Below are 16,699 nucleotides of genomic sequence, written 5' to 3'. Positions count from 1 at the left end.
CTCCGGTCGCGACGGCCTGGTCAGGTCGTCGGCTGCTCACCCAGCGCCGGTGCCGGCGTGCCGGCCGAGCCGATCACGGTCCGGGACGGCGCGTGCTGGATCTCGATCCGCCGCGGCTTGGCCTCCTCGGCGACCGGGATCGTCAAGGTCAGGACGCCATCGGCGTAGCTGGCCTCGATCACGTCGAGAGCGAGGCCTCGGCCCAGCGTCAGCTGCCGGACGTAGGTGCCGGACGGCCGCTCGCGCGCCAGCCACTGGACGTCCGCGTCGGTGTGTGCCGTCCGCTCCGCCCTGATCGTCAGGGTGCGGTCCTCCACGTTGACGTCGACGCTGCCCGGGTCCGCGCCCGGCAGGTCGATGTGCAGCACGTAGTGGTCGCCGGACCGGTACAGGTCCATCGGCATCCCGGGCAGAGCCGGTGTCGCTGCCTGCCGGACGGACCCGAGGATCTCGTCCATCCAGCGCGCGGTGTCGGCGAACGGGTCGTAACGGGTAGCCACGCAGATCACCTCCCACAAGGTGCCCCGGACCCTCCGGGGCACGGCGTCAGCCCGGGCGGAGGGACTGCCTCCGCACCAGGCGGCTACACTCCTTTCTTAGCACTCTGCTACCGAGAGTGCCAGCCCCCGACGGTGTCCAGAGCCCAGCCGGGAGCACAGCCACCGCGATTCGTGGCACCGCCACCCAAGGACCTTTGGCACGCGATCCGGACACGTCAGCCACCTACCGTCGTAGGTGGGTCAAGGGCGATCCCCTCCATCACCGACCATGACCGGGAGATCCCCGTGAGCGCACGAACCGTCCGTACGAAGACCCCCGAGACCGCGACCGTCGCCGAGCGGGTGACCCCGGCAACGCCGTCCTCAGCGATCGACGCACTGGTCGCCGGCGCGACGAAGGCGCTGGCCGCCTACGCGTCCTTCACCCAGGAGGACGTCGACCACATCGTCAAGAAGGCGTCCGTCGCGGCGCTGAACCAGCACGGTCAGCTCGCCAAGCTCGCGGTCGCCGAGACCCACCGCGGCGTGTTCGAGGACAAGGCCGTCAAGAACATCTTCGCGTGCGAGCACGTGACGAACTCGATGCGCGACCTCAAGACCGTCGGCATCATCGCCCGGGACGACCTGCACGGCATCATCGAGATCGCCGAGCCGGTCGGCGTGATCTGTGGCGTGACGCCGGTGACCAACCCGACGTCGACAGCGATCTTCAAGTCCTTGATCGCCCTCAAGACCCGCAACCCGATCATCTTCGCGTTCCACCCCTCGGCCCAGCAGAGCTCGGTGGCCGCAGCGAAGATCGTCCGCGACGCAGCCATCGCAGCGGGCGCCCCCGAGCACTGCATCCAGTGGGTCGGTGCGCCGTCGATCGGTGCGACCAACGAGCTGATGAACCACCCCGGCGTCGCGCTGATCCTGGCGACCGGCGGCAACGCGATGGTCAAGGCCGCGTACTCCTGCGGCAAGCCCGCCCTCGGCGTCGGTGCGGGGAACGTCCCGGCCTACATCGAGAAGACCGCGAAGCTCAAGCGCGCGGTCAACGACGTGACGCTCTCGAAGGCCTTCGACAACGGCATGGTCTGCGCGTCCGAGCAGGCCGTGATCCTCGACACCGAGATCTACGACGCGGCGATGGCCGAGTTCGACCGCCTGCACGCCTACCGCTGCAGCCCGACCGAGAAGGCCCAGCTCGAGGAGTTCATCTTCGGCGTCACGGCCGAGTCCGCGAACTGCGCCGGTGCCAAGCTGAACGCCTCGGTTGTCGGGCAGAGCCCGCAGTGGATCGCCGAGCACGCGGGCTTCTCCGTCCCCGCCGACACGTCGATCATCCTCGCCGAGGTCTCCAAGGTCGGACCGGCCGAGCCGCTGACCCGCGAGAAGCTCGCACCCGTGCTCGCCGTCCTGCGGGCCGAGTCTCGCGAGCACGGCATCAAGCTCGCCGAGCAGATGGTCGAGTTCGACGGCATGGGGCACAGCGCAGCGATCCACTCCGAGGACGCAGAGCTGGTCGAGGAGTTCGGCGGTCGCGTCAAGGCGATCCGGGTGATCTGGAACTCGCCGGCCTCCCTCGGTGGCATCGGCAACATCTACAACGCGTTCATCCCCTCGCTGACCCTGGGCTGCGGCTCGTACGGTGCGAACTCGGTCTCGAACAACGTCTCGGCGGTCAACCTCGTGAACATCAAGCGGATCGGCCGGCGGAACAACAACCTGCAGTGGTTCAAGGTTCCGGCGAAGACGTACTTCGAGCCGAACGCGATCCGCTACCTCGAGGACATGGCCGGGATCAACCGGGTCACGATCGTCACCGACGCGACCATGACCAAGCTGGGCTTCGTCGACAAGATCCTCGACGTGCTGTCCCGCCGCCCCAACAAGATCGCCCTGCAGATCATCGACTCGGTCGAGCCGGAGCCGTCCATCGCCACCGTCGACCGTGGCGCGGAGCTCATGCGGGAGTTCAACCCGGACACGATCATCGCCCTGGGTGGTGGCTCCCCGATGGACGCCGCCAAGGTGATGTGGCTGCGCTACGAGCACCCGGAGATCGTCTTCGCCGACATGCGCGAGAAGTTCTTCGACGTGCGCAAGCGGGCGTTCAAGTTCCCGGTCCTCGGTGAGAAGGCGCAGCTCGTCTGCATCCCGACCACCTCGGGCACCGGTGCCGAGGTCACGCCGTTCGCGGTCATCACGGACCAGAAGACCGGCGTGAAGTACCCGCTCGCGGACTACGCCCTGACCCCGACCGTCGCGATCATCGACCCGGCGCTGACCGGCAAGATGCCCGCCTCGCTCGCAGCCGACTCAGGCTTCGACGCGCTGACCCACGCCACCGAGGCCTACGTCTCGGTCTACGCCAACGACTTCACCGACGGGATGGCTCTCCAGGCCATCCGGCTGATCTTCCAGAACCTGGAGGAGTCGGTGAAGGGCGGCGAGGCCGCCGTCGACGCCCGCGAGAAGATGCACAACGCGGGCACGATCGCCGGCATGGCGTTCGGCAACGCGTTCCTGGGGATCGTGCACGCGATGGCGCACACCATCGGCTCGGCCTTCCACCTGGTGCACGGCCGGACCAACGCCACGCTCCTGCCGCACGTGATCCGCTACAACGGCACCGTGCCGACGAAGCTCACCAGCTGGCCCAAGTACGAGCACTACGTCGCTCCCGAGCGCTTCGCCGAGATCGCCAAGATGCTCGGCCTGCCGTGCTCGACGCCCGAGGAGGGCGTGGAGTCCTACGCCCTCGCCGTCGAGAAGCTGCGGGACGCCGTCGGGATCCCGCAGTCGTTCGCAGCCCAGGGTGTCTCCGAGCAGGCCTTCATCGGCAAGCTCGACGACCTCGCGATGCGTTCGTACGAGGACCAGTGCGCGCCGGCCAACCCCCGGATGCCGATGCTCGACGACATGAAGGACCTCATGACCGCGGCGTACTACGGGACGTCGCTGGAGGACGTGCGCTACCGGCGCACGGCGGCAGGTGTGGCGGAGCAGTCCGCCCAGGAGACTGACTCCGCGTCCTGACGCACCGGGTGTGCCCGCTCGGTCGCGCGAGCGGGCACATCTGCGTCCGGGCCGCGCGGCCGCCCTGCGCAGGAGACGAGCAGCCGACGAAGCAGGAGACACTGTGACTCCCCCACGATCTCCGAGGAGCGTCATGCGACCCCGACCTACCGCCACCACACCTGCCCGTGCCGTCCTGGCCGCTGCGACCATCTGGCTCCTGGCCGGGTGCGGCCTGGCCGACGACGTCCCGGACGTCGACCTCAGCCGCCTGACCCAGGAGGTCCAGGAGGGCGTCGACCAGGCGCGTGGCACGCTCGAGGACGCCGAGACCACGATCGATGACGCCACGGGGCTCAGTGCCGAGGCACGGGCGGCCGTCGAGCAGGCCGTTGCGACCGCGTCGGGTGCGCTGGACGAGGCGCGCGCGGCCGTCGAGGCGAGCGCGCAGACGGCTGGGCCCGACGCCGACGCAGCGGTGGCCGACGCGCGCGCATCCCTCGACCAGGCCCGGACCGGGTTGGCCGACGCCGCTGCCGGTACCGAGGGAGCCGTCAAGAGCGCTCTCGAGGCCCTTGCCGACCAGATCGACCGGCTCGCCGGCGAGCTCGACGCGGTCGGCTGAGTGCCGGGTCGGCGTGCCTGGGTCGTTCGGCGGGCGCCGGCGTCCGCACGGACGATAGCGTGTCGGCCGTGAGTTCTCCCCTGACGTCATCGACGACCCCTGCCCCGCTGTCCGGGCACCAGATCAACCTGCGGCTCGACGACCAGGAGCTGACGGTCACCGACGTCGGCGCCAAGGTGCGGCGGTACGCCGTCGGCGGTCGGGACGTGTTCACGCCGTTCGGCGAGGAGGAGACGGCGCCGGCCGGCCACGGTGCCGTGCTGGCCCCCTGGCCCAACCGGATCACCGACGGCCGGTACACCGTCGACGGCGTCGAGCACCAGCTGGACATCAGCGAGCCTGCGCTCGGCACGGCGCTGCACGGACTGGCCATGTGGCAGCGCTGGAGCGTCGTCGACCCCGGTCCGACCGACGCCGCGCACGCCGCCGACCAGGCGGTCAGCCTCGAGCTGCGGCTCGCGCCGAGCGGCGGCTACCCGTTCGACCTCCTCCTGGGGATCACCTACCGGCTCACGGCCGCGGGACTGCACGTGCAGGCGACCGCGACGAACCTCGGGACGCGGTCTGCTCCGTACGGCATCGGCTTCCACCCGTGGCTCTCCCCCGGTGACGCCTCGCTCGACGACTGCACCGTGCGCCTGGACGCCGCAACCAGGGTCACCGTGGACGAGCGACTGCTGCCCACCGGGACGACGCCGGCGACCGGCTCGTACGACCTGCGCGAACCGCGCTCGCTGCGGGGTCTCGATCTCGACGACGCGTACGTCGACGTCGTGCGGGACGAGCAGGGGCTGTCCTGGATCCAGGTCGCCGCACCCGACGGCAGGACGGCCGCCGTGTGGATGGACGAGTCGATGGACACCTGGCAGATCTGCACCGGCGACCACATCGGCGCGGTGGACTACCGGCGGACCGGGGTGGCAGCAGAGCCGATGAGCTGCATCGCCGACGCGTTCCGCACCGGCGAGCGCCTCGTCATGCTCGCACCGGGGCAGCGGCACGAGGTCACCTGGGGCGCGACGCTCCTGTGACGCCGGGCGGGGCTGCGGCGCGGGAGCCGGCCGCTCAGTAGCTCGGGCCGCTCAGTGTTCGGGCAGCTCAGCAGCGCTGGCGGCTCAGTAGTTGGTGCCGAGGGCCGTCGTGCCCGGCACGTACTCCCAGTGCCAGGGCTCGTAGGCGCCCGAACCGCCACGCCGAGCCCAGTCGGGGTTGTCCCAGCCGTAGGTCGGTCCGTTGTCGGCGAGCCACGACATCACCGAGGTGAGCCGGTTCTCCGAGGTGCACAGGTCGATCGCCAGGCCCCAGCCGTGGTTGGACGTCCCCGGGGTTGCCGCCAGGCCGGGCTTGGTGGCAGCGACCCGTCGCTGCTCGGACAACGTGCGGTACGTGTCCGTGATGCACATGTCGCGGCCGAAGGCTGCGTTGAAGTTCTTGTTCAGCTCGGCGAGCGCCACGGCGGCGTCCCCGCGCAGCATCTGGCGACCGTCCCACAGCGTGCACAGGTCCGATGCGGGAACCTGCCCGTTGGACCCTGCCTCGCGGGCCTCGCCGTCGCAGCCGGGCAGCGGGTTGCGCTCGAAGGACCGGCTCGACGTGTCCGACACGAGCGTCGCGCCGCGGACGGCGGCGAGCAACGAGGTCGGTGTCGAGGTCGGCTGCGCGGAGGAGAGCACGTCGACCGCCGAGGGATAGCCGACGGGGCCGGCCGCGGCGAAGGCGTCGGTCTGGGACGAGGCCGTGTCGGCGAGGGGAACCGCGATCGTCGCGGAGGCCAGCGCCACGAGCACTGCGGTCCGTGGGACCCAACGGGCCAGCCAGCCCGAACGGAGGCGTGAGCTCTGGGGGTCGCGCAGGGCTCGACGAGAGGTCAACGAGGTCACCGATGACTCCGGTGACCGCACCTGACCTTGCTCCACGAGACCTCCGGACTGCTGCCCGCCTGCGCGGGGCCTGCCAACGACCGTGCACCACCACGGCGGCCGTGGGAGCGCTCCGCAGGCGTCATCGGCACAGGGGGATTCCCGACGCACGCCATACGGTGATTACGAAACAGTAACGGACCAGCGCTCAGGTTCCAAGTAGTCCAAGGTCCTGATCGTGGGAACGCTGTCAAGGTTGTGTGGAGAACGGGCACCGCCCCGGTTCGAGGCGCGCCAGGCGTTGTTCAGGCCCATCAGTGCAGCTGCCCGCGCTGCATGGCGTCCCGAACCTCGCCGACCAGCTCCTCGAGGATGTCCTCGAGGAACACGACCCCGACGGCTGCGCCGTCGACGACCACGCGAGCGCAGTGCGTGCCGGTCCGCTGCATCGCCGCCAGGGTCTCCTCGACCTCGTCGTCCGGCTGCACCTGCGCGAGCGCGCGCACCCGCCAGGCCGGAACCGCCTCGTCCCGCTCGTCGGCCGTCGCGTACAGGACGTCCTTGAGGTGCAGGTACCCGACCGGCGCACCGGTCGGGTCCGTCACCGGGAACCGGCTGAACCCGGTCCGGGCCACGAGACGCTCGACGTCGGCGACGCTGCACCCCAGCGGGACGGACACGAGGTCCTGCACCGCGATCATCACGTCGACCGCCGTCCGGTCGGAGAACTCGATCGCACCTGCCAGCAGACCCTGGGCGTCGTCGAGCAGCCCCTCGGCCTGGGACCGCTCGACGATCGACTGCACCTCCTGGGCGGTGAACGCCGAGGCCACCTCGTCCTTCGGGTCGATCCCCACCGAGCGCAGGATGTGGTTCGCCAGCCAGTTGAGCGCGGTGATCACCGGGCTGACCGCCCGCGCGATCCAGACCAGCGGTGGGCCGAACCAGAGCACTGCCTTGTCGGGGCCGGCCACAGCGAGGTTCTTGGGGACCATCTCACCGAGCACGACGTGCAGGTACACGACGATGCCGAGCGCGACCACGAACGCCACCGGATGACTCGCCTCGGCCGGCAGGCCGACCGCGACCAGCGGGTCCTCGATCAGGTGCGCGATCGCCGGCTCGGCAACCACACCGAGCGACGTCGAGCACACGGTGATCCCGAGCTGGGCGCAGGCGAGCATCAGCGAGACGTGCTCCATGGCCCACAGGACCACCTTGGCGCGCAGCGAGCCGGCCGCCGCCAGGGGCTCGATCGAGCTGCGTCGGGCGGAGATGATCGCGAACTCGGCGCCGACGAAGAACGCGTTGGCCGCGAGCAGGACGATGCCGAGGGCGATCGCCAGGCCGGTGCTCATGACCTGCCCTCCGTCCCGGCGTCGTCGGTGCCGACGTCGACGTGGGCGGGACGCACCCGCAACCGGTCCACCCGCCGGCCGTCCATCTGCTCGACCCGCAGCACCACGCCGGGCACCACGACCTCGTCCCCCGCATGCGGGAGCCGGCCGAGCCCCGCCATCACCAGGCCACCGAGCGTCTCGTACGCGCCGTCGTCCGGCACCACCAGGGTGGTCGCCTCGGCGAGCTCGTCGGGACGCAGCAGCCCTGGCACGCTCCACGAGCCGTCGGCCGTCCGGTGCACCCCGGCACGGCGTGGGTCGTGCTCGTCGGCGACCTCACCGACGAGCTCCTCGATGACGTCCTCGAGCGTCACGACGCCGGCCGTCCCGCCGTACTCGTCGACGACGACAGCCATCTGCATGCCGTGCTCACGCAGCTCGACGAGCAGCGGGCCGAGCCGAACGGTCTCCGGGACCCGGGGCGCGTCGTCCATCAGGGCCGCGGCCGGCACGTCGGGTCGTCGGTCGTACGGCACGGCGATGGCCCGGCGCAGGTGCACGAGCCCGACGATGTCGTCGTGCGACGTGTCGATGACCGGGAACCGCGAGTGCCCGGTCGACCGGGCCAGCGCGATGACGTCCGCCGCGGTGTCGTCACGCCGGACGACCTCGAGGCGCGTCCGGTCGGTCATCACGTCCACAGCGGTCAGCGTGTCGAGCTCGATCGAGTTGGTCAGCAGGGTCGCGGTGCCGCGATCGAGGGTGCCGATCTCGGCCGAGCGGCGCACCAGGGCGATCAGCTCCTGGGCGGACCGCCCGCCGGACAGCTCCTCGCGCGGCTCGACGCCGACCCGGCGCAGCAACGCGTTGGCGCTGCCGTTGAGCACCGAGATGACCGGGTGCAGGGCGGCGGTGAACCCGCGCTGGATCGGGGCGACGGCCCGGGCGGTCGGCAGCGGCGCGCTCAGTGCCATGTTCTTCGGCACGAGCTCGCCGAAGAGCATCGAGAAGCCGTTGACCAGGACGAGGGACAGGACGCCGGCCACTCCCGCGACGGCGCCGCGCGCCAGGGCCGTCGACCCCAGCCAGTCGCCGAGGAGTGCTGCGAGCGCAGGCTGCGTCGTGTAGCCGAGCAGGATCGTGGTCAGCGTGATGCCGACCTGCGCGCCGGAGAGCTGCGTCGACAGGTGGGACAGCGCCTTGCGCACCGAGAGCGACCTGCGGTCCGGGTCGCGACCCGTCGCACGCTCCACCAGGCCCGGGTCGAGCGTGACCAGCGCGAACTCGGCAGCGACGAAGATCGCCGTGCCGATCGTCAGGACGACGCCGAGCAGGACCATGAGCCAGTCGCTCAGCATGGGGCCATCGTCCTGGTCGAAGGACGCGGGCGCACGGCGAGACGGTACGTGCGGGCCGGAGCGGGGGTGGTGGCCGCCCTGCGGGGCCGGTCGTCTGTCAGGAGCTGGGGTGAGCCGGTGGCGTCGAGCGCGCACCGGCCCGGACTTGAGCTGGTCATCGTTCACCGAGCATAACGGAGTCGTGTGCCACGCTTGGGGTCATGGCAGCGACCCCCAGCCAGAGCCCCTCCGCCGGCAGAGCCCCGTCATCCTCCGACAACGGCCTGGACGCGGTGCCCGTCACGGTCCTCGTCGTCGAGGACGAGCCGGCGATCGCCACGGCGATCGCCCACCGGATGGCCGCCGAGGGGTGGCGCGTCGAGATCGCGTCCGACGGGCTGAGCGGGGTCGCCGCTGCGGCGCGCCTGGCGCCGGACGTCGTCGTCCTCGACGTCATGCTCCCGGGGATCGACGGCCTGGAGGTCTGCCGGCGCATCCAGCTCGACCGTCCGGTGCCCGTGATCATGCTGACCGCCCGCGACGACGAGACGGACATGCTCGTGGGCCTCGGCGTCGGCGCGGACGACTACATGACCAAGCCGTTCTCGATGCGCGAGCTGCTCGCCCGGACCAAGGCCCTGCTGCGGCGGGTCGAGCGCTCGGCCCGGCTGGCCGAGCAGGCGACGGCCGAGCCCGCGATGAGCCTCGGCGACGTCGTGATCGACCGCGCGCAACGACGCGTCGCCCGCGACGGGCAGACGGTGCACCTGACGCCGACCGAGTTCGACCTCCTGGTGACCCTCGCCCAGAGCCCCCGCACGGTGCTCACCCGCGAGCGCCTGCTGGCCGACGTCTGGGACTGGGTCGACGCGAGCGGTACCCGCACCGTCGACTCCCACGTCAAGGCGCTGCGCCGCAAGCTGGGCGCCGACCTGATCCGGACCGTGCACGGCGTGGGCTACGCGTTCGAGCCGGCCGACGACTGAGGTGACCAGCCCCCGGCACGCGGTCAGGGGGCGGCTGCCCGACGTCCGCCCGCTCGACCGCCTCTCGTCCATCAAGATCAAGCTCGGTGTGCTCGTGACCGCGACGGTCACGCTCGCCGCGTTCATCACCTGGCTGGGCCTGCACTACCACCTGGGGCCGAGCCGTACCCTCCCGCTCGCGGTGGTCGTCTCGGTGATCGCCGTGCAGTTCCTGGCCCGCGGCATGACCTCACCCCTGCGCGAGATGACGGCGGCTGCCCGCGCGATGGCGGGCGGTGACTACTCCCAGCGGGTCCGTGCGACGAGCCGCGACGAGGTGGGTCAGCTCGCCGAGGCGTTCAACACGATGGCCGACGACCTCGAGCACGTCGACCTGCTGCGCCGCGAGATGGTCGCGAACGTCTCCCACGAGCTGCGTACCCCGGTCACAGCGCTCCGCGCCCAGCTCGAGAACATGGTCGACGGCGTGAGCGCGCCGGACCAGGCGACGCTCCAGGCGGCCCTCGACCAGACCGAGCGGCTGGGCCGCCTGGTCGGCTACCTGCTCGACCTCTCCCGGATCGAGGCCGGCGCTGTCGGCCTCGACATCACCGAGGTGCCGCTCGGCGCGTTCCTCCAGGACGCTGCCGCCGCGGCGGCACCCGTCGCCGCGGACAAAGCCCTGACCTTCGAGGTGCACGTCGAGCCGACCGACCTGACCGTCCCGGCCGACGCCGAGCGCCTGCACCAGGTCGTGGCGAACCTCCTGCACAACGCGGTGCGACACTCGCCGTCGGGGGCGACGGTGCGGCTCGAGGCCCGACGCGCAGGCGGGGGCGTCGTGATCGACGTCGTCGACCAAGGGCCCGGCATCGCCCCGGCGGACCGGCGCAGGGTCTTCGAACGGTTCACCCGCGGCAACGCACCGGCGCAGACGGGCCAGGTCAGCACCGGCGGGACCGGCCTCGGGCTGGCGATCGTCCGGTGGGCGGTGCAGCTGCACGGCGGCACCGTGCACGTCGCCGACTCGCGGACCGGGTGCATCATGCGCGTGACCCTTCCGCTGGACCACCCACGCGGACCGTCGCCCGCCGCTACGGTGGGCGGGTGAGCGAGCAGACAGGGCCGAGCCCGGTGGATCCAGCCTCCCCGAACCCACCCGCAGCGTCCCGGTCGGCCCGGCACTCGGCCGGGCACGAGACGGACGGCGTGGTCAGGGTCGATCACCTCGCCAAGCGCTTCGGCGAGGTCCAGGCCGTCGACGACCTGTCCTTCACGGTCCAGCCGGGCCGCGTGACGGGCTTCCTCGGCCCCAACGGCGCCGGCAAGACGACCACCCTGCGGATGCTGCTCGGCCTCGTGCACCCGACCGCCGGCACGGCCACGATCGGCGGCCACCGCTACGGGGACCTGCCGCGCCCGCAACGGATCGTCGGCGCCGCGCTCGAGGCCGCGAGCTTCCACCCCGGCCGGTCCGCCCGTGACCACCTGCGCGTCTACGCACCGCAGGCCGGGGTGTCGGACAGCCGCTGCGACGAGGTCCTGGAGCTGGTCGGGCTCACCGACGTCGCGAACCGGCGCGCCGGCGGCTTCTCGCTCGGGATGCGGCAGCGGCTGGGGCTCGCGACGACCCTCCTGGGCGATCCCCGGGTCCTGATGCTCGACGAACCGGCCAACGGCCTCGACCCCGGGGGGATCGCCTGGCTGCGCGCGTTCCTGCGCTTCCTGGCGAGCGAGGGACGGACGGTGCTCATCTCGAGCCACGTGCTCTCCGAGGTGCAGCAGACGGTGGACGACGTGATCATCATCGCCGACGGACGTCTCGTGCACGCGTCGTCGCTCGCGGACCTGGCCGCGCTCACCCGGCGTGAGGTGCTCGTCGCCTCCCCGGACCCCGGACGGCTCGCCGCGCTGGTCGAGGCGAGCTGGCCCGGCCGGTCGGTCCCTGCGCCGGGACGACCCGGTGCGCTGGTCGTCCACGACGTCGACACGGCATCGGTCGGCGCAGCGGCGTTCCGGGACGGTCTCGAGCTGCATGAGCTCGCCACCCGGGACATCGGCCTCGAGGAGATCTTCCTTCGCCTCACCGCGAGCACCGACGTCACCGGAGGTGCGGCATGAAGGCGGCCCTGCTCAGCGAGTACCGCAAGATCGTCACGACCCGGATGTGGTGGATCCTGCTCATCTCCTTCGCGGGGTACGTGGCGTTCACGGCGGCGGCCTTCGGCTTCTCGATGCACACGGCCAGGGACACCGGCGCCGGACAGGGCGCCGACCCCCTGCTGCTCACCGACGCCGTCATCGCCTCGTCGACCTACGGGGTCGCGACGTCGATCGGCTACGCCTTCCCGCTCATCGTCGGGACGCTGCTCGTGACCAACGAGTTCCGGTACCAGACCCTCACGCCGACCTTCCTCGCCGGGCCGTCGCGCACGATCATGCTCCTCGCGAAGCTCGGGGCCTCGTTCGTCATCGGGCTCGTCTTCGGCGTCGTCGGCGTCGTCGCGACCGTCGCGACCGGCGCCGGCGCGATCGCCGTCGCCGGCGGCGACACGCTGCTCGGCGACCCGGAGATCCGACGCGGCATCGTGCTGTCCGTGGTCGCGCTCGCGGTCTGGACGGTCGTCGGCGTCGGCTTCGGGGCCGTCCTGCCGAACCAGGTCGCCGCGATCGTCGTCATCCTCGGCTTCACCCAGCTCGTCGAGCCCGTCGCTCGCCTGGTGCTCGCCGTGTGGCCGGTGACCGAGGGGATCGCCCGCTACCTCCCCGGGGCAGCCGGTGACGCGATCGCGGGCGGGAGCATCTACTCGATGATGAGCGCCGGCGGGGTGCAGCTGCTCGAGTGGTGGCAGGGCCTCCTCGTGCTCCTCGCCTATGCGGCGGTCCTCTCGGCCATCGGCCGGTTCACGAGGCTCCGGCGGGACGTCACCTGACCGGGACCGCACCTGACCGCTGAACCATCGGCAGCAGACCGTCCCATGGCCTTCTTGAGGTGCGGCCGGGCTCCGGTTTGCGTCGCCATTGCCGCCGGTCGACCCGATCCAGGCCGAAGCCGTGCCACGCCCACGACCTGCGGCGCACCGCGCTGCGGACCACGGCAGGTGGCCTAGGGTGAGACACGGAAAGGTCCGTGACAACGGTCCAAGGTCCGGGGTGGAAGTGGGCGATCCTCGCGTGTCCCAGAAGGCTGAGCACGACGCAGCGCGTGCAGCGTTCGGTGCCAACCAATGGCTCGTCGACGAGCTGTACGAGCAGTACCTGACGGACAAGGACTCGGTCGACCCCGCATGGTGGGACTTCTTCGAGGACTACCGTTCGCGGTCCGAGCCACCGTCCTCCGCTCGGACCAGGCCCCAGGCCCTTGCCGACGCGTCGCCCGCCCCGGCGGCACCGCGACCGGCGACCGGTCCGATCCCCGCCGGCACCGAGCCGGCAGGTGCCGCCTTCCACACCCCGACAGTGGCATCGCCGGCCATCCCGAGCCCCGCGCCGACCGACCCGGCCGAACGACCGGCACCCGACGCGCAGGCCCAGCGCTCACCGGCCCAGGCCACCCCGCGCACACCGCGTGAGCCCGACGCGTCCATCACGGCCCCCGTGTCGGTCGCCCAGCCGGCCACCGCCCCGTACGCCGAGGTCGCGGCGACCCGCCAGATGCGCGCCGAGCCCCGTTCCGAGCCGTCCGTCGAGCGGCTGCGCGGACCGGCCGCCCGCGTCGTGGCGAACATGGAGGCGAGCCTCGAGGTCCCGACCGCGACCTCGGTCCGGGCCGTGCCCGCCAAGCTCATGGTCGACAACCGCATCATCGTGAACAACCACCTCGCGCGCAGCCGTGGCGGCAAGATCTCCTTCACCCACGTGATCGGCTACGCGGTCGTCGAGGCCCTGGCCGACATGCCCGTGATGAACGCGGGCTACACGATGCTGGACGGCAAGCCCGCCGTGTCCCAGCCGGGGCAGGTCAACTTCGGGCTGGCGATCGACCTGGCCAAGCCCGACGGCAGCCGCCAGCTGCTCGTGCCGAACATCAAGGGTGCGGACTCGATGGACTTCGGCCAGTTCGTGGCCGCCTACGAGGACCTGGTCCGCCGGACCCGCAGCAACAAGCTCACCGTCGACGACTTCGCGGGGACGACGATCTCCCTGACCAACCCAGGCACGATCGGCACGGTGCACTCGGTGCCGCGGCTGATGGCGGGCCAGGGCACGATCGTCGGCGTGGGCGCGATGGACTACCCGGCCGAGTTCCAGGGGGCGTCGGACGAGCAGCTGGCCCGCCTCGGCGTCTCGAAGGTCCTGACCCTGACCTCGACCTACGACCACCGGATCATCCAGGGCGCGCAGTCCGGCGACTTCCTGCGGATCGTCGGCGCGAAGCTGCTCGGTGAGGGCGGGTTCTACGACCGCGTCTTCACCTCCCTGCGGATCCCCTACGAGCCGGTGCGCTGGGTGCGGGACAACACCGTCGACCAGGACACCGAGCTGGCCAAGCCGGCCCGGATCGCCGAGCTGATCCACGCCTACCGCTCACGCGGCCACCTGATGGCCGAGACGGACCCGTTGGCGTACCGCCAGCGCAAGCACCCCGACCTGGACATCCAGAACCACGGTCTGACCCTGTGGGACCTGGACCGGGTGTTCCCCACCGCAGGCTTCACCGGCAAGCCGAAGGCTAAGCTGCGCGAGGTCCTCGGCCTGCTCCGGGACTCCTACTGCCGCACCATCGGCGTCGAGTACATGCACCTGCAGGACCCGCGCCAGCGGCGCTGGCTGCAGGAGCGCCTGGAGTCGGGGTACGCCAGGACACCCCGTGAGGACCAGCTCCGGATCCTGCGCCGCCTCAACGCGGCGGAGGCGTTCGAGACCTTCCTGCAGACCAAGTTCGTCGGTCAGAAGCGCTTCTCGCTCGAGGGCGGCGAGTCACTGATCCCGCTGCTCGACGCCGTGCTGTCCAAGGCTGCCGAGAACGGCCTGGACGAGGTCTGCGTCGGGATGAGCCACCGTGGCCGGCTCAACGTCCTGGCCAACCTCGCAGGCAAGAGCTACGGCCAGATCTTCGCCGAGTTCGAGGGCAACCTCGACCCCAAGAGCGTCCAGGGCTCGGGTGACGTCAAGTACCACCTCGGAACCGAGGGCACGTTCACCTCCGAGTCCGGGGCCACGACCCAGGTCTACCTCGCCGCCAACCCGTCCCACCTCGAGGCCGTCGATCCGGTGCTCGAGGGCATCGTCCGGGCCAAGCAGGACCGGATCGACCTGGGTGGCGACGGCTTCTCCGTGCTGCCCATCCTGATCCACGGCGACGCGGCGTTCGCTGGGCAGGGTGTGGTCGTCGAGACCCTCAACCTGTCCCAGCTGCGCGGCTACCGCACGGGCGGCACGGTGCACGTGATCGTCAACAACCAGGTCGGCTTCACGACCGGCCCGTCCTCGTCACGGTCGACGTACTACTGCACGGACGTCGCCAAGGGGCTCCAGGTCCCGATCTTCCACGTCAACGGGACGACCCGGAGGCGTGCGTCCGGGTCGCCGAGCTCGCCTTCGAGTTCCGCGAGCAGTTCGACCGCGACGTCATCATCGACATGATCTGCTACCGCCGTCGCGGGCACAACGAGGGCGACGACCCGTCGATGACGCAACCGCTGATGTACAACCTGATCGAGGCCAAGCGCTCCGCGCGCAAGCTGTACACCGAGGCGCTGGTCAGCCGCGGCGACATCACCGTCGACGAGGCGTCACAGGTCCTGCAGGACTACCAGACCCAGCTCGAACGCGTGTTCACCGAGACCCGCGAGGACACCTACACGCCGCCCCCGACGAGCGAGCCGATCGCGGGCCTCGAGAAGCCGGAGTCCCAGCTCGAGGACGCCGGCATCATGGTCGGCTGGCGGACCGCGGTCGACACCGAGGTGCTCGAGCGGATCGGCCGCTCCCACGTCCGCCCGCCGGTCGGCTTCACCGTGCACCCCAAGCTCCAGCAGCTGCTCGAGAAGCGCGAGCAGATGTCCCGCGACGGTGGGATCGACTGGGGCTACGGCGAGCTGCTCGCGTTCGGCTCGCTGCTCCTGGAGGGCACCCCCGTCCGCCTTGCCGGCCAGGACTCGCGGCGCGGCACGTTCGTCCAGCGGCACGCCGTCCTGCACGACCGGGACACCGGCGCCGAGTGGACCCCGCTGGTGTACCTGTCGAGCGACCAGGCCAAGTTCTGGATCTACGACTCGTCGCTGTCCGAGTTCGCCGCGCTGGGCTTCGAGTACGGCTACTCGGTCGAGCGGCCGGATGCGCTCGTGCTCTGGGAGGCGCAGTTCGGGGACTTCGTCAACGGCGCCCAGACGATCATCGACGAGTTCATCTCCTCGGCCGAGCAGAAGTGGGCGCAGCGCTCATCGGTCGTCCTCCTGCTGCCGCACGGCTTCGAGGGCCAGGGTCCGGACCACTCCTCCGCCCGCGTCGAGCGGTTCCTGCAGATGTGCGCCGAGGAGAACATGACCGTCGCCGCACCGAGCAGCCCGGCGTCGTACTTCCACCTGCTGCGCCGGCAGGCCTACGCCCGCCCGCGCCGGCCGCTGATCGTCGCGACGCCCAAGTCGATGCTGCGCCTGAAGGCCGCTGCCTCGTCGGTCGAGGAGTTCACCACCGGGACCTTCCAGCCGGTGATCGCCGACACGTCGCTGCCCGACCCCGCGGCCGTGGACCGGGTGCTGCTGTGCTCGGGCAAGGTCTACTACGACCTGCTGGCGTACCGCGCCGCGACTGCCGAGACCCGGACGGCCATCGTCCGCCTGGAACAGCTGTACCCGCTCGACCCGGCCGACGTGGCCGATGCGATCGCGCAGCACGGTGACGCCGAGCTGGTGTGGGTCCAGGAGGAGCCTGCCAACCAGGGTGCGTGGACCTTCGTGCGGCTCAACCTGCCGGCGGCGCTGGGCCGGGAGCTGCGCCGGGTCTCCCGGCACGCGTCGGCGTCGCCCGCGGCGGGCTCGAGCAAGAAGCACGCTGCCGAGCAGATCGCGCTGGTCGAGGAGGCTTTCGCCCGCTGAGGGCCAGGGCGTCGGGGTCCGGACCGGTCG

Annotated in this window: 11 protein-coding genes and 1 pseudogene; 8 read left to right on the top strand and 4 right to left on the bottom strand. The window is 71.2% G+C overall.

What is annotated here, in order from left to right; genetic code table 11:
• Positions 1–20: 20 nt before the first annotated feature.
• Positions 21–500, bottom strand: a complete 480-nt coding sequence (locus tag K415_RS0114235) for an Hsp20/alpha crystallin family protein (protein ID WP_024287716.1) — start codon at positions 498–500, stop codon at positions 21–23.
• 285 nt (positions 501–785) lie between these two features.
• Here K415_RS0114235 and adhE point away from each other — a divergent pair, with 285 nt between their 5' ends.
• The 3 genes from adhE (at position 786) to K415_RS0114220 (ending at position 5,159) form a co-directional block, all read left to right on the top strand.
• Complete coding sequence (gene adhE / locus K415_RS0114230; protein ID WP_024287715.1) at positions 786–3,524, top strand: bifunctional acetaldehyde-CoA/alcohol dehydrogenase; 2,739 nt, start codon at positions 786–788, stop codon at positions 3,522–3,524.
• 133 nt (positions 3,525–3,657) lie between these two features.
• The gene (locus tag K415_RS0114225) at positions 3,658–4,128 is read left to right on the top strand and encodes a hypothetical protein (RefSeq protein ID WP_024287714.1); all 471 of its coding nucleotides are present in this window, start codon (positions 3,658–3,660) and stop codon (positions 4,126–4,128) included.
• Between the two features lie 68 nt (positions 4,129–4,196).
• A complete protein-coding gene (locus K415_RS0114220; protein WP_231494904.1) occupies positions 4,197–5,159 on the top strand; it encodes an aldose 1-epimerase family protein in 963 nt (320 codons plus the stop codon).
• A gap of 84 nt (positions 5,160–5,243) precedes the next feature.
• Here the strand turns inward: K415_RS0114220 and K415_RS22010 are convergent, their stop codons facing one another.
• From K415_RS22010 to K415_RS0114205, 3 genes are all read right to left on the bottom strand, one after another.
• Positions 5,244–6,008, bottom strand: a complete 765-nt coding sequence (locus tag K415_RS22010; RefSeq protein WP_231494903.1) for a M15 family metallopeptidase — start codon at positions 6,006–6,008, stop codon at positions 5,244–5,246.
• 293 nt (positions 6,009–6,301) lie between these two features.
• Positions 6,302–7,345, bottom strand: coding sequence for a hemolysin family protein (locus K415_RS0114210; RefSeq protein ID WP_024287711.1), 1,044 nt, complete (start codon positions 7,343–7,345; stop codon positions 6,302–6,304).
• Positions 7,342–8,685 (bottom strand): hemolysin family protein, encoded by a 1,344-nt coding sequence (locus K415_RS0114205; RefSeq protein ID WP_024287710.1) that lies wholly within the window; start codon positions 8,683–8,685, stop codon positions 7,342–7,344. The genes K415_RS0114210 and K415_RS0114205 overlap by 4 nt, the downstream gene beginning before the upstream one ends.
• A gap of 200 nt (positions 8,686–8,885) precedes the next feature.
• On the opposite strand from K415_RS0114205, the gene K415_RS0114200 reads away from it, so the two are divergent.
• From K415_RS0114200 to K415_RS22005, 5 genes and pseudogenes are all read left to right on the top strand, one after another.
• The gene (locus tag K415_RS0114200; protein ID WP_081785053.1) at positions 8,886–9,650 is read left to right on the top strand and encodes a response regulator transcription factor; all 765 of its coding nucleotides are present in this window, start codon (positions 8,886–8,888) and stop codon (positions 9,648–9,650) included.
• A gap of 1 nt (position 9,651) precedes the next feature.
• Positions 9,652–10,740: a HAMP domain-containing sensor histidine kinase gene (locus K415_RS0114195; protein ID WP_024287708.1), complete on the top strand. Its 1,089-nt coding sequence runs from the start codon at positions 9,652–9,654 to the stop codon at positions 10,738–10,740.
• A complete protein-coding gene (locus K415_RS0114190) occupies positions 10,737–11,750 on the top strand; it encodes an ABC transporter ATP-binding protein (protein WP_369795232.1) in 1,014 nt (337 codons plus the stop codon). Before K415_RS0114195 ends, K415_RS0114190 begins: the two co-directional genes overlap by 4 nt.
• On the top strand, positions 11,747–12,562 hold the full coding sequence (locus tag K415_RS0114185; protein WP_024287706.1) for an ABC transporter permease: 816 nt from the start codon (positions 11,747–11,749) through the stop codon (positions 12,560–12,562). The genes K415_RS0114190 and K415_RS0114185 overlap by 4 nt, the downstream gene beginning before the upstream one ends.
• Before the next feature lie 241 nt (positions 12,563–12,803).
• Positions 12,804–16,669 (top strand): annotated as a pseudogene (locus K415_RS22005) (multifunctional oxoglutarate decarboxylase/oxoglutarate dehydrogenase thiamine pyrophosphate-binding subunit/dihydrolipoyllysine-residue succinyltransferase subunit).
• Positions 16,670–16,699 lie beyond the last annotated feature (30 nt).

This window comes from Cellulomonas sp. KRMCY2 (assembly GCF_000526515.1).
Classification (GTDB): Bacteria; Actinomycetota; Actinomycetes; order Actinomycetales; family Cellulomonadaceae; genus Actinotalea.
Note: the sequence above shows the minus strand (reverse complement) of the source record. Positions and strands in the feature narration are given on the sequence as shown.

Excerpts from the sequence above, each read along its gene's own strand:
- K415_RS0114225 (WP_024287714.1), top strand. The coding sequence starts at position 3,658 with ATGCGACCCCGACCTACCGCCACCACACCTGCCCGTGCCGTCCTGGCC.
- K415_RS0114210 (WP_024287711.1), bottom strand. The coding sequence starts at position 7,345 with ATGAGCACCGGCCTGGCGATCGCCCTCGGCATCGTCCTGCTCGCGGCC.
- K415_RS0114205 (WP_024287710.1), bottom strand. The coding sequence starts at position 8,685 with ATGCTGAGCGACTGGCTCATGGTCCTGCTCGGCGTCGTCCTGACGATC.
- K415_RS0114200 (WP_081785053.1), top strand. The coding sequence starts at position 8,886 with ATGGCAGCGACCCCCAGCCAGAGCCCCTCCGCCGGCAGAGCCCCGTCA.
- K415_RS0114185 (WP_024287706.1), top strand. The coding sequence starts at position 11,747 with ATGAAGGCGGCCCTGCTCAGCGAGTACCGCAAGATCGTCACGACCCGG.